Origin of the sequence: Shewanella sp. 8A (genome assembly GCF_023475945.1) — a bacterium.
GTDB lineage: Bacteria > Pseudomonadota > Gammaproteobacteria > Enterobacterales > Shewanellaceae > Shewanella > Shewanella xiamenensis.
The window spans coordinates 37,521-60,076 of the sequence record NZ_JAMDJP010000027.1 but is presented as its reverse complement, the minus strand read 5'-3'; the positions used below and the strand labels follow the sequence as shown (position 1 = coordinate 60,076).

Here is a 22,556-nt window from a genome sequence, read left to right as displayed (position 1 = left end):
CATCAATTTGATCAAAATAAAACACAGCATATAGTAGCAATGTGTATACTGTATCTGTAAACAAAACATACTTTTTATTCATTTTATAACATTCAGCCTTTTTCATTAAAATATTTACAGCTTATTATTTATTGATTTAACAGGTAAATTCAAACTTTATGGAATTCATTATTAAGGACATAAAATAAAAAGTTCATATCAAATTTATTTATCACACGGTTAAAATTCATAATCTAGTTAAATGCATTTATTTTTAAATATAAATAACCAAGGCATTTTACATACTCGAGCAGCTAATATCCAAGTAGCGATAAACTGTAAAAATTTAGCTATCACAAATGCTAATGATGCACCCAATAATCCATAAACATTAACTAGTAAAATTAAAAGTATAACATTAACAATTCCAGATGTGATCGTAACTAGTGATAAAAGACCTGTTCTTTTTGCATAAAAAACATAGTTAGTTACCATCAAATACATTCCACCAAAAATTTGCCCTAAACATAACAAACCAATATAGTGCCCTGATGATCTATATTCCTCACCAACAATTAATACTAAAACCCAAGGACCTATAAAAAAAGGTAATGGAGCAAGAAATAACAAGATCAAGAGATAAAAATACGTATATTTAACAACCTGTATTTTCTTATCTAATTCGTCACTCTTTAAAATATTAAATAACCAAGGGACATACGCTTTGTTAATAGCATCAAAAACGATACTTAAAGACATACTTATTTGCATTGCAACCATATAGATGCCAGCCTGCCCTAACCCCATCTTTTGATTGATGATAAAACGGTCTACCGCTGAAAGTAGGAAAAAACCTAAAACATGAGGGATAAGAGGAATTCCAAATTGTAAAGCTTGCTTGAAGTAATCAATCCGCAATTGCCAAAATGTCACTAATTTATCTTTATTCAATAACCAACATGCTAAAATTGCCGATAAAATCGTCGCTATTATTTGGGCATCAATTCTGCCTTGTGCACCAAATTTTAATGAAACAACAAATAGTAGTGATAGCACTAAATTTAAAAGGCTATTACTTATTTGCAAAGCTCCAAATTTAAGTGCTTTACCATGTATTTGCCAAATACTTAAACGTAAATTTACTAAAAAATTTAGTGCACTAAAAATCAAGGCACTAAAAATCCAACTTTCAGGAATAGCTAAAAAAAACACCAACTTTTCAGAGAATATTAGACAAATAAAAGAAAATAATAATGTTGAAAGGATAAGTATCTGTATGCAAGTTCCATTATATTGGCTCAAATCACTTGCTGTATTCCCATGATCATAATACTTCCTACCAACAGCACCTATTGTATTTAACCCTATAAACGCTGCTAATCCTGCTATTAAAGTTTGAAACATGGCAATTTGACCATATTCTACAGGCGATAAAAATCTGGTTAAAATAGGTAATAATATAAAAGGAATAGCTGCATTAATAATGTTAGACAACAAATAAACTATCGAGTGTGTAGCCAGCTTCATTATAAAACACTCTGTTAAAATTAAAAATTTTCGTTTGTAAAGTGATAAACAAATTACTTATCAAAAACGTTATAAATATTTTTATAAATAGGAGATTTCAAAAAACTATAAAAGATATATAGTCACACAATTCTTTTTTCAATGTAATATTTTAGTGTCGTTTCATTCTGTAGAATTTTCAAACACCTGTTCAATCCATACGAAATTGAAATAATTTAAGACGCTTCCATAACTAGATTCTTCTATACTTCATTCATATATCTATATGTAGCCTAGCATGTACTTCTAGACCTCTACCTGAGAAATGACACTCATCATAAAGATCTTTTAATCCTATATCGTCAGTATTTGGTCCGATAAGCCCCCTTCTCTTTGAGTTGCTTGAAATTGAGCATTTAATATTTCGTGGGATGAAGGCATTAATCCACATCGAGAAGCTTGCGGAATCAAAAATTTAGATTCCGGGAAGTATACCTTGGTTAAATCTATGACATTATTAATTCCATCAAGATATTGCTTACCAGATAACGAATTGTCATTTTCGCCTTGATGCCAAAGAAAATAAGTAGCATTTAACTTACTTTCTTTAGCATCTTTAAGTCGTTCTTTGAGCATTCTATTAAGTCGTCCACCATCTTGCCACTCTTTTACGGATATACCTCCAACTTCTGCGGGGATCAAAATAACATTGTCAAAAAGCTTTTCCTGAACAATTTTATTACCTAAATTTGTCCATACATTGCCTGAGAGTCCAGTAGCTCCTAGTAAAGGAGCTGTAGCAATATAGAACTTCCTATCAAAATAGTTAAGGACATGCTCATCTTTTGAAATGTATCTTTCACCTCCATGGTTTGCGTAATTACTCTGCCAAAAGACAAAAGCAACAAGAGTTTTGTCAGTTAAATTTGGATTACTTACCTCAATTTTGCCATGATACCAAGTAAGTTGTGCAAACTCATTGAGATTGAATTGCTCTAATACTTCAGATTTTAGTTTTACTAAAAAATATTTTATTTCAAGCACAGTCTGAAATAATTGGTCTTTATATACGCCTGACCTAAGTCCTATAGCAAAGCTTATTAAAGAGCATATGAATATTAGCACGAGAATAATTACTATCGACTTCTTACTATATTGTGTCGTATGTTGTCTGATACTTGCATATTTTATACCCTTGCGTAATTATCCTGAACCGTATCAATCATAGTTGAATATTGTGAATATTTATTTTATTTAGCCTTTTACAACGTCGAAGTAATGAATTAAATAAAGTTTAAAAATTCACTATAAGTGTGTTTGAATAAATTAAGAGTAACAAACCGATTATTGGCACATTTAAACATTTATCAAATAAGATACTACTATAGATAAATACACATTTTATTTCTCAAAAATAAATATCTATGCCCTCTTTTTTTCAATCTATACATTACATTTCCATTTTAAAAAATAGTCAACAAGATACATCAACAACTGCACTATCAACACGCCAGTTAAACAACACGAAAACACTTACCAATAGAGATAATTATTAAAAATTATTTTATATAGTATGATTTCCCTTTATTTCTGAAATCATTTTTATAACTTTCGCAGGATTCCCTACAGAAATAGAGTAATCGGGCACAGATTTAGTTACAATGCTACCAGCCCCAATAACTGCATTCTTCCCAATCGTAACACCTGGAAGAATTACAACATTTGCACCAATCCAACAGCCCTCACGTAAAATAACCTCTTTTGACTCATAAAAACCTTGATCATAAATAGGTATATTTACATTATCATAAGCATGCGTATCCACATAGATGTGAACTGAAGAACCGATCAAAACCTTATTTTCTATTCTAATGCATGCACCTCCTTCACGAGGATCGGCATGCAACATAGAACCAGGACGCAACGTTACGTTTTCACCTATATGAATATGCTGACATGCGACAGCATATACACCGGGTCTAACGAATGAATTGCTTCCAAAAGAGGCAAATTTTCTCTTGCATAACCATTTTCCTAAACGATTCGAAAATAATAACCAATGAGTCAATGGCATATCTGGACCAATGCGGTCTTCCCTGATCCAAAAACCTACTTTATTATAAATTCTTTTTAACATACCGGATACTTACCAAAACATTACTTATTTAGGAGACACGATGTTTAATTGACCACTCACCGTTTTCATACTGCCATAGCTCTTTGTTTCTGAATTTCTCAACCGTTTCATCAAACTGCTCACGAGTGATCATATGGAAATTCAAAAAGTCCTCGAGATCATTAAATGGTTTCTCGTCCTGTAATTCATTGACTATTTTTACAGCTTCGGCTCGAGTTAGTCTGTCATTCCAAATGTCGTAACAAGTTTGGTCCGTAGCACGCCAGAAACCAAATTTCAGATACTTAAACCAAATATTGATTTCACATAGCTTCTCATCAATATTGTCGTAGTCCAAATAGTTACCAGGTAATGGCCCTGCTCTGCGACCTGTAAAACCTCTCGGTAATACAAATTCGTAGTTCTGGCGACCGTACCATTTTACAAAGTGGCCCAGATAGATACTTTGAACTCCGGCTTCTTCAAGTTTCTTGTAGTCTGGGTATTTATAGAAAAACACGTCACGTTCGGAAACGTCATCATCTAGCCAATCGAAAACTGTTTTTTCTTTAACCAAATCACTTTTGTTAATAGCTAAAGCTGAAGGTTTACTTTCACTGCGCTGTAACCCTCCGAATTCAAAGGCAATATCTTCCCCCCAAACAACAAGCGGTACTTCATAGATTAAAGCTGTATTTACAACGCTTGAAAACATTGCACAGTGTTCAGCCCAGTTAGGTTCCCCTTGGCGTAAAAAGCATTTTTGACGGATTTTTCTGAAGGTACTTGGTTTGATAGTAATTTTCATATGGTCAACGTTCAGATCTTTGATCATATTATTTAAATTATCTATACCCTCAGTTGTTGGTAAGTGAGCTGCGAGTGTTACACAAAGTACTTTCAACCCAAAATGTTCTGCTAACACAGCGGCCTGATACCAACTGTCTTTGCCACCACTAACAGCAACAATACAGTCATAAAATGGATGATTAGCTTTTTTGATATCTTCAACAATCAGTTCAAGATCTTTAAAACGTGCATCCCAGTCGATAGTCGCTTTAACTTCTTTGGTGCGGCATGCGTTACAAAAACCACGCTCATCCAACCAAACTCCGGGTTTTGTATCTGGCATAACACAATTTGAACAAAACTTCATATCTTATCCCTCGACAGCCTTATAGTTGCGCTTATCCATATAAGTCCGTCCTAACAAAATGTATTCATTGAATGATGATTGATCTTCAAGCAACTCTGTTAGCTTATATTCTCTTGGATCAACTACTTCAAGTTCCTGTCCGGTCTGTAGGTTGATCTCATTCGCTAATACACTACCTTTACAAACCCAGCTACCATCTTCTTTCTTTTCCCAAGCGGATGGATCACGGAATTGGTCAACAAATGACATAAATTCTTCTTCTGACAAACCAACCCAATCTAGGAAAACTTCTAGCGCTTTAGGTTTAACTTCAATGTATTTTTTAATTAGTACTAAGCCTTCAGACTTGCTAATTCTCTTCAAACGTATATCACGAGCGACATGATCAGAAACCTTCGCATAACCAAACTTCAGGTATTTAACATAGTCGTGCACAGTGGCATTATTGAAGCAATGTATAGATTCGTAGGTGTTGTATGTGCGCTCCTGAGTATGGGTCTCGTAACCAAACTTACTGATAACATTTTCTATTTGTTTCTGAGAATCCCAAAACACATAGTTACCAATATACAAACCACGAACTCTAGATTTCTCCAATTGAGCATCGGAAGGGTAAGTGAATGCCTGCAGGTCTTTGTGTGTTACTTTATCGGAAACGCCAATTAAAGATTCTGCGTCCACGCATCGCATCGCATGTTCTTTTCTAACTTTTTTTGTCATCTCAACGCGGTCATGGTGGCTAAACATACCCACCTGATCCAACCAACCATTTACACCCCAGATAATTAATGGGATATCAAGCTTAGTAGCAACCTGCACCGGAAAAGTTTGACTTCCAGCCAGTACATGCCAATACATATCACCAAACTTCTGCAAAGTGATTTTAGTGATCTCTTTGATGGTGTCTGGACCCACTGTAGACATCATATGATCACAGTCCAGCTCAGTGATCAAACGCGCCAGATTACGCACACCAACTTTGGTACTGAAGTGAGTGTTATAAGTCACAAGCAATGGATTTAGCCCATACTTGTTTTTTATTAGATCAACAACAAAAAAATCGTCGCCAGTCCCGACAACTGGGATCACGCAATCATAAGATGTTCCGACACGGCCTTTATACTGAGACAATAAAGCGTCCAGTTCTTTTTCTTTGGCTGTCCAGTCAATTTGATATTTTTCTTCATGAACACGGCAACCACTACACACGCCTTGTTCGTCCAGAATCAAATTCAATGCATGGTTTTCTGGATACAAACATCTGTTACAAAAATTCATTTTTCAAATACCTTAAAATGGCCGACCCAGTATATCTAATGAGAAATCTTCATATTTAACTTCTGAGCTCAAACGAACTTCCAATCCAGAACTACGCATTTGAGCCTTAGCAGCAATAGTACTGTGTTCCATGTGCTGGAAAATGTTTGCTGCTGCGACAGCCTGGCAGCCACCTTTTAACACAGCGTCAGCTAAATGCTCGAATCGTCCAACTCCACCTAAAGCAATAACAGGAATATTCACTGAAGAACTAACTTTTTTAAGTAATTCAACATCATATCCGAGACGAGAACCATCACGTTCAACTGAGTTTAATAGTATTTCCCCCGCCCCTGCAGCTTCAATCTCTTGCAGATGATGTTTCAGCTCAATACCACACACACCTTTGCTTAGATAATCATATACCGCATAACCAGAGTCAGTTTTCACTACATCAACAGATACAGTAATACACTGATCACCAAAAATATTTGAAGCCTCGGTAATAAATGCAAGGTTATTGCGCACAACAGAATTAAGACATACTTTGTCTGCTCCAGCTTTCAGCAGACTTTGGATATGTTCTAATGTTTTGATACCACCACCAACTGTCAGAGGAACAAAACACTCTTTAGCAGCCCAAGCAACTAACTCAACATTTGGAGCTCTGGATTCTTTGGTTGCGTCTATATCGATAATAACAATTTCATCAACATCCCAATTGACAAAAAATTCAATAGCTGTCTTCACATTGCCTATAGGCAAATATTTGTTGAAGTTAAAACTTTGAACCACCAAATCATTTTTTGTGATAATACAAGGAATCAATCTCGTCTTAAGCATTGTGTTGACCAACCATTGAACTTGCCCATTTGAAGAAACTACTTAATGCTAGTAAACCATTTTTCTGACTTTTCTCAGGATGGAACTGCATTCCTACAACGTTATCTTTTCTCACTGCAGCTGTCATCAAGCCGCCGTAATCAAACTTTGCCATGGTGTACTGGTCATCACACACTACGTGAAGGCTGTGTACAAAATAAAAATCTTTATCAGTATTTAGATAATCAAAAATAATATCCGCAGGCTGCAAAATTAAAGAGTTCCAACCAATATGAGGAACCCTTAAATTTCCCTCTGGATGCATATAAGTTACTTTACCGGGAATCCAACCTAGCCCCTTCGTAATTTCCTTTTCTTCAGAAACATCGAATAACAACTGCATACCGAGACAGATACCTATAGTAGGTTTCTTCAACTCTTTCACAGCTTTCTCAAGCACAGAGATCAATCCCTTTTCAGAGAGTTTTTTCATCGCGTCAGGAAAGGCACCTACACCAGGTAAAATAATGATGTCGGATGACAAAATCACACTGCTATCGGCAGTAATCACGACATTAAAATCTCCGATATGAGTAATCGCATTTTCGATCGACTTCACATTTCCCATCTCGTAGTCGATGATCGCTACGTTCAATTTCTCAGCCATATGTACCCTACCATTACATCGAGAAGCCATCATCAACAACTATGTTTTGTCCATTGACAAAATCAGACATTGACGACAGTAGAAAAACAATTGACCCTAATACATCGGACACGTCCAGCATGCCTTTCCCTAAAGTCTCCTTTTTGTAGGCTTTAAGAAAATCTTCAGGCTGATGATCAAAGATTCCGCCAGGACTTACTAGATTAACCCGGAATTTACTGTTAGCGACATATTTTGCTACATAACGCGACAGATGAATAAGACCAGATTTAATAGCTGCATATTCGACTGGCATAGTCATTTTAGTATTGTCGTAAATACCAAATTTCGGCGGAATAACGCCATAAACAGAAGATATATTGACTAAAGAAAACTCTGTCTGATATTTCTCAAAATATCTGGCACATTGCTGCATGAATAAAAATGAAGACCCAAGATTCAGAGAAATATTTTCGTTAAAATCAGCCGGAGCGACTTCAAAAAAATGTTTACCGTAATTCTTGTTTCTTGGATAAGAACAATTAACAGCTCCTGTAACCCCCTCTGCCGAGTCAAAAAAATTAATTACAGCAGACTCTTCAGACAGATCCAATATAAATTTTTGCAAAGCTGGGCTATTGATATCCACTCCAGACTTGGATAGCTTATCGTTTAAACTGATTAGATCTCGATCGATTGCAATGACCTCTGCGCCCTGCTGTATCAACTTATGGACAAGTTGAGCACCCAATAAGCCTGCAGCACCGGCAACTACTATTTTTTTTCCTTCAAGCATCATTTAATTTTCTCTTCACTATTGCTTCTGCCAGCATGAAATCATAAATATCATCAATGTCTACAGCCCTGTCTTTCGGAATGAGTACACTAGTCACTTTTCCATCAAACAACGCATTTTTTTCAAGAACAAATTCAGGTTTCGCGGCGTAAACTACTGTTGTGATATCAAAAACTTCAGGAGCATCTTGCCTTCTATACACACCTGTAGCAGGCCTGTTGACTAACTCCACATAGCCATCTTCGTTCTGTTTCACCATATTGAAATATGGACTACGATTTGCTGGTGTAACAGAAATACAGATATCGGCTCCAGTATCTAAAAGTTGTTTTATGGCAGCACTAACATCGGTTTCATCACGAAGCGGGCTAGTGGCTGGTAAACTGACAAACACATCAAAATCACCATAACTAGCACGGACGTAGTCAATCGCATGACGCCAAGATAACCATTCTGGACTTGTGTCTGTAGCAAGCTCTGCTGGACGCTCAATAATTTCAGCACCAGCAGCGCGCGCAACAGTAGCTATCGCGGCATCGTCAGTGGAAACAAACACTTGCTCAATACCAACTGTCGCTAATGCTGTTTCGATTGAATATTGGATAAGCGGTTTACCATCCAGAGGTTTGATGTTTTTTTGAGGTAGCCCTTTTGACCCCCCTCTGGCAAAGATGAATGCAATAGTTCTCACGCTATCCTTCTCCATTTATTATATTGTTTTGCATCCTCAATCAGTTTGACCACCTTTGAAGCAGTCTCAACTGTTGCTAAATGTGATACGCTAGAATTTTTAACGTTTTCAAAATTTTGCAACATATCTATATACATACCGTTTTTATTGTATTCCGGCTCTGAATACAAAGTTTCAGTTCCTGTTGCATGAAATAATGTGACTGAGTTTGCGATGAGATCCCACACCAATCGACCTTTTTCACCAATAAATTCACAATTACGTTGTGTAGATTTTTGAATAAAATCAAGATGAACTGAAATGTAGGTACCAGATGTGGTTGTAAGAACCAGATCAGCTATTTCTTCAACATCTAAATCAAGCTCATCTGTTGTACGCAGCCAACTATGCTGTAATTCCAAATCGTCAAAAAACCAAAATAGGTAATCCAGTTCATGACTGAGTTCTAGCAAGGCTCCACCACCCAGTTCTTTTCTAGCAGACACTGAATCTTTGTAATTTTTATCTTTACGCCATCCAGGCAAAAACTGTCCAACATTAGATTCAATATTGTAAACATTGCCTAATGAACCTGAATCCAGATGTTTTTTTACGATTTGGGCTGAAGGTAAAAATCGCAAACAATAGCCAACCGAAACCATATTTGTATCTAGTCCTCGGATGCAGGAAAGTAATTCTTCACATGCATTTAAGCTATCCGATAAAGGCTTTTCAACAAGAACAGGTATACCTTTTTCTAGCAATATCTTAGCTGTAGTAACATGATAAGGTGCTGGCGACGCAATAATGACATATACAGGTTTTTCCGCCAGCAGCTGCTCCAAACTAATAACAGCATCTGCATGTGCAGGTAGTTCGTTGTTAAGTCCGCTCGCAGAAACTGAATAAATTTTATCTTCTGGATGTAGGAATTTTAGATTAGCAAGATGGCGCTTGGCGATACTACCCATCCCAATAACAGCGTAACAACTCATCTCAGAACTCCAAATTCATAATGTCTGTTTGTGCTCTGTTGTAATCTTCAATCCTACCAATATCAAGCCAATATTCATGTATTGGAAACATTAAAACATTTTGCTGTTGTGATATAGATTGTTCTAATAAAGTAGGCATATCGATACGAATATTTTGTCGTACAAAACTTCGAATTTTAGGACTCACAATATAGATGCCAGCATTAACAAAAAATCGTTGTACTGGTTTTTCTACCATGCTAGTAATTTTATTACCTTCACCTTGTATCACACCAAATGGAACTTGGTACTCATAATCTCTCACGCACATTGTTGCTGCAGCATCATGCTTATTATGAAATTCAAGTACACGCTCAAAATCGACATTGGTTAAAACATCACCATTAATTAAAATCAGAGGCAGCGCAGGGGTATCACAGGGTAATAAGCCGAGTGCACCGCCCGTACCTAATGGTTCTTCTTCGTGCACATAATTAATTTTTACATTCCACTTCGAACCGTCACCAAAATAGTCACGGATCATTTCAGGAAGATAATGAGTAGAAATATAAAAATTTACAAAGCCAGCTTTAATAAAACTATTAATTACTATTTCCAAAATAGGCTTATCACCCACTTTCAACATAGGCTTAGGGCAATTATCCGTTAAAGGTCTTAACCGCGTCCCAAAGCCCCCTGCCATTATAAAAACTGGGTTTTGATATTTTGAGTATTGCCCCACTCTTTGCAATGTTTCTAAGCCAGCAACTTTATCTCCATCCATTAAAGGAATAGCGAGAAGCTGCTCTTTTTCCATAAATTTAACTAATTCTTTACGTGCAGTCCCCAGTTTTGCAGTTAATGGTTTAGTATTCATGACCATATAAACTGGACTGTTAATACTTAAATTTTTTAGAAGTCCACGCCTGACATCACCATCAGTAACAACTCCCAGCAAGCTGAATTGATCATCAACAACAAGAGCTATCCGCAATGATTCACTATCTATTAATTGTAAAGCATCACGTATAGGCTGGTCTGGCTTAATTAAAATATTCTTCCAGTCATAGCTCATTAATATATCCCTACCGCAAAAATGGTTTTGCAACATAAAGTGTTTTGTTGCTCTCTAAATTTTTAGTGACTGTCGCTCCAGCCCCAACAAGCGTACGCTCACCAATATGCATACCTTGAATAACTCTTGCACCGGTTGCTATATGAACATAATCACCTGTGACAACCGCACCACTTAACACTGCACCAGGAGCGATATGATTATGCCGACCAATAATACAATCATGTTCAATAATTGCCCCAGAGTTCAAGATTGAGCCTTCTCCTATAGATGAATTCACATTGACTATACACCCTGGCATAACATGTACACCTTCATCTAATACGGCGAAATCCGAAACAATAGCTTTAGGTGACACTATAGTCATAAAGCTATACCCTAGTTTCTTAAACTTCTGATGTAACTTAAAACGTACTTCATGACCTGGTAGTGAACCGATACCATTAACTAGTAATATTTTATTTTTATCGAAAGCTAATATATCGTCATCAGACGAATACCAATCCAAACCTAAAAAAATAGGCTTCATCAATGGTTTATCTTTAGAAACAATTCCAAGAAGGTTGCAGCCAAGTTGGCGCAAAATATCTACAACAACAGCTGCATGGCCACCAGAGCCAATAACTAGAACAGGTTTACTCAAAAACTAAATCTCCAGGTTTATAATCTCTGGTTGCAATTTTGCCTTGCACATCCCAAAACCTATATGGACTATCGCCTGTTCCAGGCCGTTTAACATCTAAATCATCTGCAGTAATAATGTGACCATTTGCAATATATCGTGCAGCAACGATACTTTTACGTGCTGCTGCTTTATTTTTAATTTCCGATGGACGAGGCCCTTTTATACCATCACCTAATGTCAGCTCAACGGCACGTATAGCTTGCACCATGTCTTTAAGCTCTAATGGATTAAGTGAAGCTTTATGGTCAGGACCTTCCATTTCTTTATCAAGTGTGAAATGTTTTTCAATTAATTCAGCACCACGAGCTACAGCTGCAATTGGAACGACGATACCCTCACTATGATCAGAATAACCAACTGGTAACCCAAAGGCCGATTCAAGCGTATCCATTGCACGAAGATTAATATCAGCAAGTGGAGCGGGATACTCCGTAGTGCAATGCAAAACGGTGACTTTATCTTTAAGAGCCTTTTTGCCTGACTCTGAAAAGTATGCGGCCTGAAATGCATCAACAGAGGGCTCAACATCAAGCGGCGCTGTATAACCGAAAGCAATAACTCCCAAAACGGCTTCTATATCTGCCAAAGTGGACATACCTGTGGATACAATCAAGTCACATCCTGTTCTTGCATGTTGCAACACCAATGGGGCATTAGTTATTTCACCAGAGGGAATTTTTAATCTAGTTAGTTTCAAGTCATTAACCAAAAAATCAAGGCTTTCGCTGTCAAAAGCTGTTGACAAAAACTCGATACCTAGCCTTTCACAATATGCTACAAGTTGATGATGAGCCTCATAGCTAAGCTCAAGACGACTGAGCATGGCAAGTTGTGACTCTTGCTTTTGTGTATTGGCCACTTGGTAGTCAGCTTGCTGAGCTTGTTCGGTAACTAAATTTTTTGCTTTAAAAGTCTGAAACTTTACAATGTCGGCACCCGCATGGTACGCAGCATCCACAAGTTGAAACGCCAGCGCCTCATCACCGTTATGGTTTACGCCCGCTTCCGCAATTATCAATGTCATACTGTCTCACTCAATCGGTTCAAAAGGTAAGTTGTAAAATGACTTACAAGGTTCAAAATTAAGTGATTTAATCATTGCAATCACTTGTGCGCTGCTATCGCCTTGGCCATAAGGATTGTTAATAATTTCGTTGTCTGCTTTATAGCCCCTTGTAATAGCTATTTTAATTGCTTGTTCAATTGCCTCTTTATTTGCAGGACAATGCAGGACACTTTTCGCAGCCAAACGACCTTGCTGTCGCACACCAATGTTCACCGTTGGCACATCAAAGGATGGTACTTCAATAATGCCACTGGATGAGTTTCCTATGACTGCACTTGCATGTTTAACAGCACTGAGATAGCGCACTTGTCCTAAGGAAGGGATAGCGAACACACGTTTTCGATTCGCGGCAGCATACGCTTCTAATATTGGGATAATACGTCTTCCACCGTCATCTGCATTCGGGTAAGTAAGAATAACTTGATACTCTGAATAAACATCAAGCGCGTCAAGCAAAGCCTGAAAACTGATTTCTGGCGCTTCTTCACCTAAGGTTACTGGATGGTAAGTCACTAAGAAATAGGGCTTAGTCAACGAGAAACCGAGAGAATCTGATAGTGTAAGCTTATCCATAAATTGAGCACGCTTAAGGTGATCAAGGCCAATAGCACCGATATTTTTTACACGTTCAGGTGCTTCACCTAACTGGATCACGCGCTGTCGGTACACTTCGGTGGACGTGCCATGCAAATAGCTAAGCTTAGTGATCGCATGACGAATGGCGTCATCGTAAGCCCCTTCAGTAATTTCACCACCATGCAAATGAATCACAGGTACACGCAAAATCATTGCTGTTTGCGCCGCCGCCAGTGCTTCAAATCGGTCTCCGAGAATAACCAATACATCCGGAGCAAGCCTTGCTAGCGCATCAGCAAAACCCAACACACCGAGTCCCATGCTTTTTGCCGTGCCCACTGCAGAATTCGATGAGAGTAAGATTTCGATTTTCTCATCTATAAAAAAACCATCTAACTCAATTTGCTTGAAGGTTTCACCGAACTCAGGAGACAAGTGCATGCCAGAAACTAGCAATTGAAGCTGAAGAGTTTGATCTGATTGTATGTCTTTGAGAAGCCAAAAGAGCAGACCATACTCTGCTCTTGTGCCAGTAAAAACGGCAACTTTTGTTTTGTTCTCGCTCATTTCCGTCACCTATATGCCAACAGGTGTGCTAGGTAGGTTAATTAAATGCGCCTCTATAAACTCCGAATAGGTCAGATCCCCTCGAAAGGCTTTTTCGAACATAGGTAATCGGTGCATTAACTTCCAGATTGGGCGAGTCATCACTCCCGCGGCATTGGTCTGTTCTAGAAGTTCATTACGCTGCTGCGCATCCGAGCAGATAATAGCATTGAGCCAGTAGTTCGATTGTGCGTATTCGGGTTCAACCACAAACTTAACGTCACTCACAGCGAAAAACGCTTGATATTGCTTTGCAAGTTCACGCTTCTGCAATAGATATTGTTCAAGCATTTCCATCTGTGCACAACCCAGTGCCGCATTTAAATTAGGCATTCGGTAGTTGAAACCAGGCTCATCATGAAAGAATTCGTAAGGATGCGGTACTTTAGCGGTGGTGGTCACATGCTTGGTGCGTTTTCCTGATTCTTCTGTACCACATAGCACCATACCACCGCCACCAGTAGTAATAATTTTATTGCCATTGAAACTGATTGCACCAAACTGACCAAGCGTACCAGTGTGTTTATCTTTATAAAAAGAACCAAGGCTTTCGGCTGCATCTTCCACTAAAACAAGTTGCCACTTAAGACATACCACCACTAATTCGTCCAACTCAACTGGATGACCAAAGGTATGCATCGGCACTACAGCTTTAATCCGTTGGCCCGTTTGTTTGTGAACGCAACCACGCTCTGTCAGCTCTGCATTTTCCACTAAATAGTTTTCAACCGCTTTCGGGCACAAGCCCAAACTCACCGGAGAAACATCAACAAAAATTGGTTGAGCCCCCATATGATACAAAGCATTACAGGTAGCAACAAAAGTCAATGCTTGGGTGATAACTAAGTCGCCCCCCTCAACACCAGCCATATACAGCGCAGCATGCAATGCTGCAGTACCATTCACTGTTGCAACAGCGCGCTTGCTACCAGTAAAGGACTCCATCTTACGTTCAAACTGATCTACAAACTTACCAACACTGGAGACAAAGGTACTATCGATGGTTTCCATCACATACGCTTTTTCATTGCCCACAAACGTTGGGGCATGCAGCGTAATAAAGTCTTGGGTTTTATATTGATCACGAACAAACTCAATCAGCATTTTTGGATTCATGCTATAGCCTTACATCTTGCTATCAAGGTATTTACCCGTTTCTTTGTGGCCAAAGTCAGGGATCATAGTAAAGAAAAGCTCTACTATCTGCTCTTTGCTCCAAGCTCGTTGATCCTTCATTTGCATAATTTGCTCTTCGAAAAGATTCAACAATTCTGGTTGATACAGAGGTTCATTTTTGATAATGCCAAGATTTTCAAAACGCGCCATATCGAGCACTTCTCTGTCGGTAAAAAACTCTTCGAAGTCTTTTTCACCGGTGGTGTCACTTTCAGTAAATAAGCAAGGCCATTTACCTTTAGCTGGTAAAGTTTTGGCTAGTTCACGTGCTTCGTCTTCATTGACACATAAATGTGGCTCGTAGCCACGCTGCTCAAGGTATTTCACTGCAATATCAGCAAACGTAATCAGATGCAGCGCTTCACTAAGTTTCGGGAAGAAAATATCGCGATTGTCCCCGAAGATACAGGACATTAAACAAAGCTCACCAGACTCTTGAGGAGTAACAAAATACCGTTTGATATCATTCGGTGCGACAATTGGTTGATTTTTCAATATGCGCTGATTAAAGCCATGAAGCAAAGAACCGTCCGAAAATGCGACGTTGGCAAAACGCGCTGTCGAAATAGTAATCTGCTCACTTTTACGCATTAAGAACATTTCCATAATGCGTTTAGATGCTCCCATCATATTAACTGGATTAGCAGCTTTATCTGTTGATACGCAGAAATACTTTTTAACTCCGCAATCAATAGATTGCTGTATGGTTTTGTCGGTATTGAACACGTTGACATCAATCATACGCATCAAGGTATACGGGTCTTTCTCACTACGGACATGTTTCAGTGCAGATAAGTTCAATACATAATCATACTGACCATCTGCTTTAATAAAGGCATCATATTCAATTGAACCAATATCTAACGCAAAAGTTTGAAAGTCACCGTTTATATAACCAAACGAGCTACGAATATCACGCACCAACTCCACCATGTTATTTTCGCTTATATCGACTACGTGCAGCTTTTTAGGGTGACGTTTAAAAATCTCTTTAGTTACCGCTTGGCCTATTGATCCTGCACCACCTAAAACAAGGAATCTTGATTCAGAAACAACACGCTGTAACTCTTCATTATGAACGTTAATATCTACTGAAAATAACTCACTATGACGTCCGATTAATGACAATATATTGCTCATAAACCTCAATTCCTAAATAAAACTTATCGATTATTTTACTTTTTCATCTCAGCCTTAGACCAAGCTGAGAGACATTTCATCCATTTTGAGACAGTCGCTCTTATTTCTAAGTAAGCACAATACTTCATAGAGCCTAGGTTTTACTGTTTTTCTGCGCTTTTTCTAAAAACAGTCACAATAGGCAATCAGGTACTAGAGTCTAAAACGTCATTACGTGGTTCTAGAATCTAAAAGCTGGATCCCCGCGGTCGCGAGGATGATAAATAATAGAAAGATTCTAGGTTCTAGAGGCCGAAGGACGTCCTAGAATCTAGTTTTACTCTTTTCTAATAAAATATCTCACCAGAACCAACATTACACCTAACATACCGCCGAGCATCGTGCCTAATACACAAATTAATGCGCGTTTTGGTTTAGCCTTTTCTTCAGGCGCTAATGCGGGGTCAATGGTTTTAAATACGTATTCATCACGCACTTCGGCAAACATAATGGTTTTTGCCTGCTCTTCAATGAGTTTATAAAGTACGGTTTTAATATCTGCGACATTGGTTAAAACGATTTGTTTATTTAAAAACTCAGTACTGCGGTGTGCTTCTGCTACATCACGATCTTTCATCACTTTATTAATATCTTGAATTAACCAAGTAACCCATTGCTGCGCGACTGTCGGAGATAAATGCTCAACTGATAAAGTCACCATTCCCGTATCTTTGGCTTTATTGACAACAATCATTTTGCTAAAGACTTTGTATGCCTCTTGCATTGATGGCTCAGGTTTAAATGGCGCTTTCACTTCGCGCACCCAAGTATTGGTTTGCTGGTTGTATAGCTCAGGATCATAGATAAGTTTATCTGCATCCCTATCCCATTTTTCTGCCGCCATTAAATCGGCAAGGATATTGTGCTTTTGAATAAAATCACTGGTAAATTGGCGAGACTTTAAGACCTCAATTGCCAATTCGGTTTTATCTGTACCGCCTTTGCTACCCAGATTCACGCCTGCAAGGCTAGCTAGACCACCAAACTGAGAAGCTAACGCACTTAAACCGCCGCCTTGCTCCTCTGATGCGGGGGCCAGTAATGCTTCAGATTTATAGATATTAGGTTGCTTTATGGCAAAGACCACTGCACCAACAGCAAATAAAGCGGTAACAACCAAAATAATCCATTTACCACGCCAGATGACAGAGAACAGTTCTCGAAGATCGATTTCGTCGTCTTGCACTTGAGGGAATCTGGCATCGGATTGATGTATATTTGGATTTTGAGTAATTTGTGTGTTCATTTTTTTAGGTTCTAGACCCTAGGTGCTAGGCCCTAGGAAAGCTTAAAGATATTTAAAGAAGGTGCTAGGTACTAGATTCTAGGTTTTAAATCCTAGGTTCTAGGGCCTAGAGCGAGCTTGCGAGCGTTCTAGCAGCAGCGTTTTTTGCTGCGTCCTAGAGGGCGTAGGCCGTCCTAGTTTCTACGTACTTTTATAATCTGCGGACTCTTCTCGGACACTACCTTTTCGTATTTTTATCAAAGAAGCAATCATTGCTGAAATTTCTTTAGCCTCTTTGATAAGAGTCATTCCGTTTTGTTTGTCTATTACGCCAATTTCTATCGCAATATATATCTGAGTAATCAGTTCCCCAGATGAACCTTTTGCAAAATAAAGAAATCTTGCTGACTCTGCATTTGACTCACGTTCCTCGCCCTCCGCTATGTTTGAGGGAATAGAAACTGCCGCTCTGGTCATCTGATCTCTGAGCCCATAATCTCGGCAATTTTTAAGTTCCTTATAAACATCACATGATAGGCGGCAAGCTCGTTTCCAAACATCCAGTTGTTCGAATCGCATGATGTTCCTTAATTAGAGAAGGTTCTAGGTTCTATTCTAGGTTCTAGGTTCTAGGGCCTAGCGCGAAGCGTCCTAGCAGCGGCGAAGCCGCGTCATCTTCGTATTACAAACCTGCGATGGCTGAGATAGCAACTGCGGTGTTATAGATAATTCCAGTCACTTGCGACCAGAGTGTAAGGTTATCTTTGTACTCGGTATCTAATGGCACAATTACGGTATCACCAGGTTGCAATTGCTCACCACCGCTGAACCAGCTTGAACGCGAAGGCATTAGAACTGAACCATTAGCCTGAATAACATAGGTTCTTCCCTCATCAGCACGTTCTCTCGCACCACCAGACATTGCTAGGTACTGGTCGATTGTTAAACCTTCTTTAAATCTGTGGGTGGCAGGATGCTGAACTTCACCCATCACAGCAATTGTTTGCTTAGTTGAAGGGACATATAAAATGTCTGCATCTTCTAACTGCAAATCAGCCTGAGTAATACCAAGTGAAATTGCAGGTAAATCGACAACTAAACGGCCAACCGCTTTAATATTTTCAAGGTCGGTTAGCATTAACTGTGCATCAGCATAATTAACTACCGTGCCATCCTTTGAAATCCCGCGGGTAGCTATATCACGACGCAGTTGGTCTGCCAGCTTTTTGATTTCAATCTGCTCTTGTTGGCGCACAGACTCACGTACAAAGACTGCTGAAGGTAATGCCGCATATTCGGTAAAGCCACCCACACGGGTGATTAAGTCACTTAAGGTTTCACCACGGCGAATATTGTAACGGCCAGGGAATTTAACCTCGCCTCTGACCTCAACCACTTTGGTCTCTTGCCAATCTGGCGTTGTCATCACAGTAAGAATATCTCTGCCAGATAACAATAAATTGGCACTTGAGTTATTTTGCAGTGCTAAAGCAAGGTCAATATTTTTATGCTCAGTTTTAGAACCAGAATTATCAACTACCGTTGATGTTAATTCGGCTCTAGTTGTGTAAGCACCTTCTTTCAAGCCACCAGCAGCAACAACTAAATCATTGACTCTTGCACCTGCGGTTAATGGGTACAGACCGGGTAAACGTACCTGACCATCAACCCCGACAACCTGAATCCCAGCTCCTGCTCGACCCTGGTTATTAAGCTTAACCATGACCGGATAGAGTAATTCTTGGCGAGCCATTTGATTACTGAGTTTGAGTAACTCTGTATCATCAAATAAGTTTGCCAACATTTTGTTGACGACACCTTTAACCACAGCCACATCTTCTGACTCAGTTTTATCAGTAACAACCACTCCAGCCAACTGCGTACGCTGAGTTAATCTACTTTTATCAAGCTGAACAAACCCCGCTTTGAATAAATCAGAACTGATCAGAGAATTCGTGTTTAAAGAGGTTACCTTCTCTACGCGCTGTTTAACTAACTTATTCAGCTCGAAACGGTTTTGTACATCGTCAGAAAAATTAAAAATAATGATTTTATCACGGGGATTTAAAGCGATATCTTGGTCACTATTTTTGTCATTAATGGCTTTACCCGGTGAAAACTGACGAACTTCAATATCACCATATTGGTTCACTTCACGAACCACTAAGGCATAATCTAAATCAGCAGAAATGGCTAAATCCCCCCAAATTGAGGGAAAAACATCACTGACTTTTTGTCCGGAAAACCATTGATATTTACCAGGACGTACGACAGCACCGACTACGGTCACTGCGCTTTCAAACTGTTCAGAAGCGTTTTTAACACGAATAACATCACCCGCTTTGGCTAATGTCATTTTGCCCTGTTCGCTAGTAAGGTCGACATTGATGACTGTTTTTAGCGATTTACTGTTGTAACGCTCAACCGAACTGCTTTTAGGATAGGCGCCAGGATTTAAACCCGCTGCCATGGCGATAACATCAGCCATGGTTTCGTTGTTTTTTAACTCATAAATAGCTGGACGTCTTACTTCACCAGAGACACTAACAAGGCCACCAATTGAAGGAATAAAGACGACATCTCCAGAACGTAAGCGCAGGTCGCCAGATGCATCCCCTTTTAACAGCAGATCATATAAGTCTAATGTACCGACAAGTTTGCCATTACGTTTAAGTTGTACATTCCGTAATGAGCCAATTTCGTTAACACCACCAGCAACAAATAACGCTTGGGTGATAGTGGATAAACTAGAAACCGTATATGAACCAGGTTTGTAAGCATCACCCGCCACAAAAATACGAATAGAGCGCAATTCCCCCATGGTGATATTGGACTCAATACCAATCATTTGTTGTTGAATACGCTGCCCCAGCGTTTCTCTTAACTCAGAGAACGTTAACCCATTTACAGGAATGGGCCCTAATTCGGGGAATTGAATGACTCCTTCGCGATTAATTACTAAGTCGTATTCTTTATTCTCTTTCCCATAAAGCTGTACTTTGATGTTATCGCCTGGACCGACAAGATATTCCCCAGGGACTGGCACATCAGATACTGGCGCAAAGGTGCTAGGCTCACCTGCAAACATTTCATAGCCAAAGCGACGTAGTTTAAGGTTGGAAGAATCCGCAGAAAAATCTAATTCCGCTTTTTCTTTCTTATCACTTGCCGCATTGATGCGCTCTGGTTGCATGTCACGTTCGGAAACAACCTGCGGATTTGCTATCTGCGGCTGAGCTTGACTACCGGAAATCATACTGGGATCAATTCCGTACTGTCTCGCTAAGCGCTGTTGTTCTGCTTTGGGTAATTGTTTGAATTGTTCAATCATCTGCGGAGAGGGCGTAACGGCTTGCGCCTGAGCGCCCATCAATATTGCAGCACTCATGCTTGCGAATATCGCGACTCTAGGGGCCGCCTTGATGTATTTTTTAAGTTGTTGTAACACCAGATATCTCCGATTGGGTTTAAAGATGAAAAACAATGATAAAGCAGAGCGTCACTACGCTCCTTCTAGATTCTAGCGCCACCGTAGTGGCGTCCTCGTCCTAGAGCAGTTCTCTTTGCTGCGCCCGATCCGAACAGTTGAAAAGCAACGTCCTTCTTTTCTTTCAGACACGCTACCGCCCATAGATTGCGGCCTCTATATTGCCCTTCGCGCTGCGAATATTCTAATTTTTCAAAACCTTAGCATTTATCACTTGCTGTTTTTAATTGTTAGCGTTCTGTGGTCTCTGTGGTCCCAAACTTATCAGTTGACCATCTTTAGTTTGGCTACCATCTTCAAAAGACCTAAGCCCTGCTGGCAATTTAAGCCCGCGAGCCTCATATGCCACAGCGTAAAAAACAAGTAAAACTTTTGTTGCACACAACTTAAATCAGCCGCAAAAATTGTACAGCCAAACCACTACGTCGTTTGTTCAAAAAATGTGCACACAAATTATGATTAACTTTTAATGGTGTAAATTTAGTTTTGTGATACCACCTCAATGCACAAACAAACATAACACACTGAAAATTATATTTTTTTAATTTCAAGCTCTATATTGCTTGAAATGAAATAACTCAACCTATGGCAAATGTCTTACACAACTCTAAGCTAAAGTCTTAATCAACATAGTAAAATAGTTCACAACTTACACTCGTTCTACAGACTGTTCTGGCACAGTTAACATATTGATCTGTCCCATAATATTAAATAAAACGTGGCAACGTTTGTTTGGGCATTTCTCTTGAAAAATAGCTTCTAAGTCTGCAAACGGGCCGTCTTTAAAACGAATTTTCTCCCCTGTTTTTAGCTCTAACGGAGTCTCTAAAACAGATTGGGAAGGCGTTAATTCTTTCATGCGAATAGCGTGAATGACTCGGTCATCAATGGGTGTCATTCTTTCCTGACAATTGACTATACGACTCACACCGCGAGTAGAGTGGACCTGCTTAACGCTAGTTTGGCTTGGGTCAAAATTGATAAACAAATAATTTGGAAATAAAGGCACACGACAGATCCGCTTCTGACCGCGTTGAGATTTTTCTTCAGAGACCATTGGTAAATATGTCTCTAAATTTTGAAGAGCTAAATTTTGTTGTGCCCTCGCTTCACTACGAGGTTTACAGTACAAAAGGTACCATGCCTTCATCGATTAATCTCACTACCCTATGTTAAGTGACGTCCATTCACGGGTCGCAATCATAACAAAGTTGTCAAGACGGATGGAAGCAGTTTTTTGCCTTAAAACCCTTGCTGTTCGGTATCTAAACAAAGTACCGATATATTAGGAAAATCAACATAAATCGATATTTGGCGGCGAGTTGCAGATAATCTCACCAGTTAGCAAGTCAAAATTGACTTTAGTGACTTTTAAAGGGTATATAAGGTGGGAATTTTAGCGAAAATATCCTAATTAACGCTTAAAATATTACTTTTATTATAAGAACGTAACAATAACTCATACTTAAATCTCAGCAATTCAACAATTTACTCATGCTTTTAAGCTAGAGCTAAATATCGAATTGACTCAAGATAAATGAGAAGAGCAACAATCATTT

20 protein-coding genes are annotated in these 22,556 nt (G+C 39.0%); all 20 read right to left on the bottom strand.

The features are described from left to right. Positions 1 to 237: 237 nt before the first annotated feature. The gene (locus M0413_RS17700; protein WP_249555090.1) at positions 238 to 1,506 is read right to left on the bottom strand and encodes a lipopolysaccharide biosynthesis protein; all 1,269 of its coding nucleotides are present in this window, start codon (positions 1,504 to 1,506) and stop codon (positions 238 to 240) included. Between the two features lie 333 nt (positions 1,507 to 1,839). Continuing rightward, complete coding sequence (locus M0413_RS23050) at positions 1,840 to 2,529, bottom strand: sialate O-acetylesterase (protein ID WP_249555088.1); 690 nt, start codon at positions 2,527 to 2,529, stop codon at positions 1,840 to 1,842. 520 nt (positions 2,530 to 3,049) lie between these two features. Further along, entirely contained in the window at positions 3,050 to 3,622 is a 573-nt protein-coding gene (locus M0413_RS17690) for an acyltransferase (RefSeq protein WP_249555086.1), read from the bottom strand. A 28-nt stretch (positions 3,623 to 3,650) separates the two neighbouring features. Then, entirely contained in the window at positions 3,651 to 4,757 is a 1,107-nt protein-coding gene (locus M0413_RS17685; protein WP_249559130.1) for an N-acetyl sugar amidotransferase, read from the bottom strand. 3 nt (positions 4,758 to 4,760) lie between these two features. Then, positions 4,761 to 6,035, bottom strand: coding sequence for an N-acetyl sugar amidotransferase (locus M0413_RS17680; RefSeq protein WP_249555082.1), 1,275 nt, complete (start codon positions 6,033 to 6,035; stop codon positions 4,761 to 4,763). Positions 6,036 to 6,047: 12 nt separating this feature from the next. Next, positions 6,048 to 6,857 carry a HisA/HisF-related TIM barrel protein gene (locus tag M0413_RS17675; protein ID WP_249555080.1) on the bottom strand — a complete coding sequence of 270 codons (810 nt, stop codon included), beginning with the start codon at positions 6,855 to 6,857 and terminating at the stop codon, positions 6,048 to 6,050. Further along, the gene (gene hisH, locus M0413_RS17670; RefSeq protein WP_103252171.1) at positions 6,850 to 7,503 is read right to left on the bottom strand and encodes an imidazole glycerol phosphate synthase subunit HisH; all 654 of its coding nucleotides are present in this window, start codon (positions 7,501 to 7,503) and stop codon (positions 6,850 to 6,852) included. The genes M0413_RS17675 and hisH overlap by 8 nt, the downstream gene beginning before the upstream one ends. Before the next feature lie 13 nt (positions 7,504 to 7,516). After that, complete coding sequence (locus M0413_RS17665) at positions 7,517 to 8,281, bottom strand: oxidoreductase (protein WP_249555078.1); 765 nt, start codon at positions 8,279 to 8,281, stop codon at positions 7,517 to 7,519. Continuing rightward, a complete protein-coding gene (locus M0413_RS17660) occupies positions 8,271 to 8,969 on the bottom strand; it encodes an acylneuraminate cytidylyltransferase family protein (protein WP_144344695.1) in 699 nt (232 codons plus the stop codon). The genes M0413_RS17665 and M0413_RS17660 overlap by 11 nt, the downstream gene beginning before the upstream one ends. Further along, positions 8,966 to 9,943, bottom strand: coding sequence for a Gfo/Idh/MocA family protein (locus M0413_RS17655; protein ID WP_249555076.1), 978 nt, complete (start codon positions 9,941 to 9,943; stop codon positions 8,966 to 8,968). The genes M0413_RS17660 and M0413_RS17655 overlap by 4 nt, the downstream gene beginning before the upstream one ends. Before the next feature lies 1 nt (position 9,944). Continuing rightward, positions 9,945 to 10,997 carry a nucleotidyltransferase family protein gene (locus tag M0413_RS17650; RefSeq protein ID WP_249555074.1) on the bottom strand — a complete coding sequence of 351 codons (1,053 nt, stop codon included), beginning with the start codon at positions 10,995 to 10,997 and terminating at the stop codon, positions 9,945 to 9,947. Between the two features lie 10 nt (positions 10,998 to 11,007). After that, positions 11,008 to 11,640: an acetyltransferase gene (locus M0413_RS17645; protein WP_249555072.1), complete on the bottom strand. Its 633-nt coding sequence runs from the start codon at positions 11,638 to 11,640 to the stop codon at positions 11,008 to 11,010. Next, a complete protein-coding gene (gene neuB, locus M0413_RS17640; protein WP_249555070.1) occupies positions 11,633 to 12,706 on the bottom strand; it encodes an N-acetylneuraminate synthase in 1,074 nt (357 codons plus the stop codon). Before neuB ends, M0413_RS17645 begins: the two co-directional genes overlap by 8 nt. A 6-nt stretch (positions 12,707 to 12,712) precedes the next feature. Continuing rightward, positions 12,713 to 13,891: a UDP-N-acetylglucosamine 2-epimerase gene (gene neuC / locus M0413_RS17635; RefSeq protein WP_249555068.1), complete on the bottom strand. Its 1,179-nt coding sequence runs from the start codon at positions 13,889 to 13,891 to the stop codon at positions 12,713 to 12,715. A gap of 9 nt (positions 13,892 to 13,900) precedes the next feature. Beyond that, positions 13,901 to 15,046 carry a LegC family aminotransferase gene (locus M0413_RS17630; RefSeq protein ID WP_249555066.1) on the bottom strand — a complete coding sequence of 382 codons (1,146 nt, stop codon included), beginning with the start codon at positions 15,044 to 15,046 and terminating at the stop codon, positions 13,901 to 13,903. A 9-nt stretch (positions 15,047 to 15,055) separates the two neighbouring features. Continuing rightward, a complete protein-coding gene (locus M0413_RS17625; RefSeq protein ID WP_249555064.1) occupies positions 15,056 to 16,246 on the bottom strand; it encodes a UDP-N-acetylglucosamine 4,6-dehydratase in 1,191 nt (396 codons plus the stop codon). Positions 16,247 to 16,562: 316 nt separating this feature from the next. Then, positions 16,563 to 17,531, bottom strand: coding sequence for a Wzz/FepE/Etk N-terminal domain-containing protein (locus M0413_RS17620; protein ID WP_249555062.1), 969 nt, complete (start codon positions 17,529 to 17,531; stop codon positions 16,563 to 16,565). A 180-nt stretch (positions 17,532 to 17,711) separates the two neighbouring features. Beyond that, positions 17,712 to 18,089 carry a four helix bundle protein gene (locus M0413_RS17615; protein ID WP_240129361.1) on the bottom strand — a complete coding sequence of 126 codons (378 nt, stop codon included), beginning with the start codon at positions 18,087 to 18,089 and terminating at the stop codon, positions 17,712 to 17,714. 103 nt (positions 18,090 to 18,192) lie between these two features. After that, complete coding sequence (locus M0413_RS17610; protein WP_502957303.1) at positions 18,193 to 20,958, bottom strand: SLBB domain-containing protein; 2,766 nt, start codon at positions 20,956 to 20,958, stop codon at positions 18,193 to 18,195. 688 nt (positions 20,959 to 21,646) lie between these two features. Continuing rightward, on the bottom strand, positions 21,647 to 22,147 hold the full coding sequence (rfaH, locus tag M0413_RS17605) for a transcription/translation regulatory transformer protein RfaH (protein ID WP_144344705.1): 501 nt from the start codon (positions 22,145 to 22,147) through the stop codon (positions 21,647 to 21,649). Positions 22,148 to 22,556: the final 409 nt, after the last annotated feature.

What these genes read in the sequence shown, in the direction of transcription:
- rfaH (WP_144344705.1), bottom strand. Translation starts at nt 22,147, where the DNA reads ATGAAGGCATGGTACCTTTTGTACTGTAAACCTCGTAGTGAAGCGAGG.
- M0413_RS17685 (WP_249559130.1), bottom strand. Translation starts at nt 4,757, where the DNA reads ATGAAGTTTTGTTCAAATTGTGTTATGCCAGATACAAAACCCGGAGTT.
- M0413_RS17680 (WP_249555082.1), bottom strand. Translation starts at nt 6,035, where the DNA reads ATGAATTTTTGTAACAGATGTTTGTATCCAGAAAACCATGCATTGAAT.
- neuC (WP_249555068.1), bottom strand. Translation starts at nt 13,891, where the DNA reads ATGAGCGAGAACAAAACAAAAGTTGCCGTTTTTACTGGCACAAGAGCA.
- M0413_RS17650 (WP_249555074.1), bottom strand. Translation starts at nt 10,997, where the DNA reads ATGAGCTATGACTGGAAGAATATTTTAATTAAGCCAGACCAGCCTATA.
- neuB (WP_249555070.1), bottom strand. Translation starts at nt 12,706, where the DNA reads ATGACATTGATAATTGCGGAAGCGGGCGTAAACCATAACGGTGATGAG.
- M0413_RS17665 (WP_249555078.1), bottom strand. Translation starts at nt 8,281, where the DNA reads ATGATGCTTGAAGGAAAAAAAATAGTAGTTGCCGGTGCTGCAGGCTTA.
- M0413_RS17625 (WP_249555064.1), bottom strand. Translation starts at nt 16,246, where the DNA reads ATGAGCAATATATTGTCATTAATCGGACGTCATAGTGAGTTATTTTCA.
- hisH (WP_103252171.1), bottom strand. Translation starts at nt 7,503, where the DNA reads ATGGCTGAGAAATTGAACGTAGCGATCATCGACTACGAGATGGGAAAT.
- M0413_RS17655 (WP_249555076.1), bottom strand. Translation starts at nt 9,943, where the DNA reads ATGAGTTGTTACGCTGTTATTGGGATGGGTAGTATCGCCAAGCGCCAT.
- M0413_RS17615 (WP_240129361.1), bottom strand. Translation starts at nt 18,089, where the DNA reads ATGCGATTCGAACAACTGGATGTTTGGAAACGAGCTTGCCGCCTATCA.
- M0413_RS17630 (WP_249555066.1), bottom strand. Translation starts at nt 15,046, where the DNA reads ATGAATCCAAAAATGCTGATTGAGTTTGTTCGTGATCAATATAAAACC.
- M0413_RS17690 (WP_249555086.1), bottom strand. Translation starts at nt 3,622, where the DNA reads ATGTTAAAAAGAATTTATAATAAAGTAGGTTTTTGGATCAGGGAAGAC.
- M0413_RS17675 (WP_249555080.1), bottom strand. Translation starts at nt 6,857, where the DNA reads ATGCTTAAGACGAGATTGATTCCTTGTATTATCACAAAAAATGATTTG.
- M0413_RS17700 (WP_249555090.1), bottom strand. Translation starts at nt 1,506, where the DNA reads ATGAAGCTGGCTACACACTCGATAGTTTATTTGTTGTCTAACATTATT.
- M0413_RS17620 (WP_249555062.1), bottom strand. Translation starts at nt 17,531, where the DNA reads ATGAACACACAAATTACTCAAAATCCAAATATACATCAATCCGATGCC.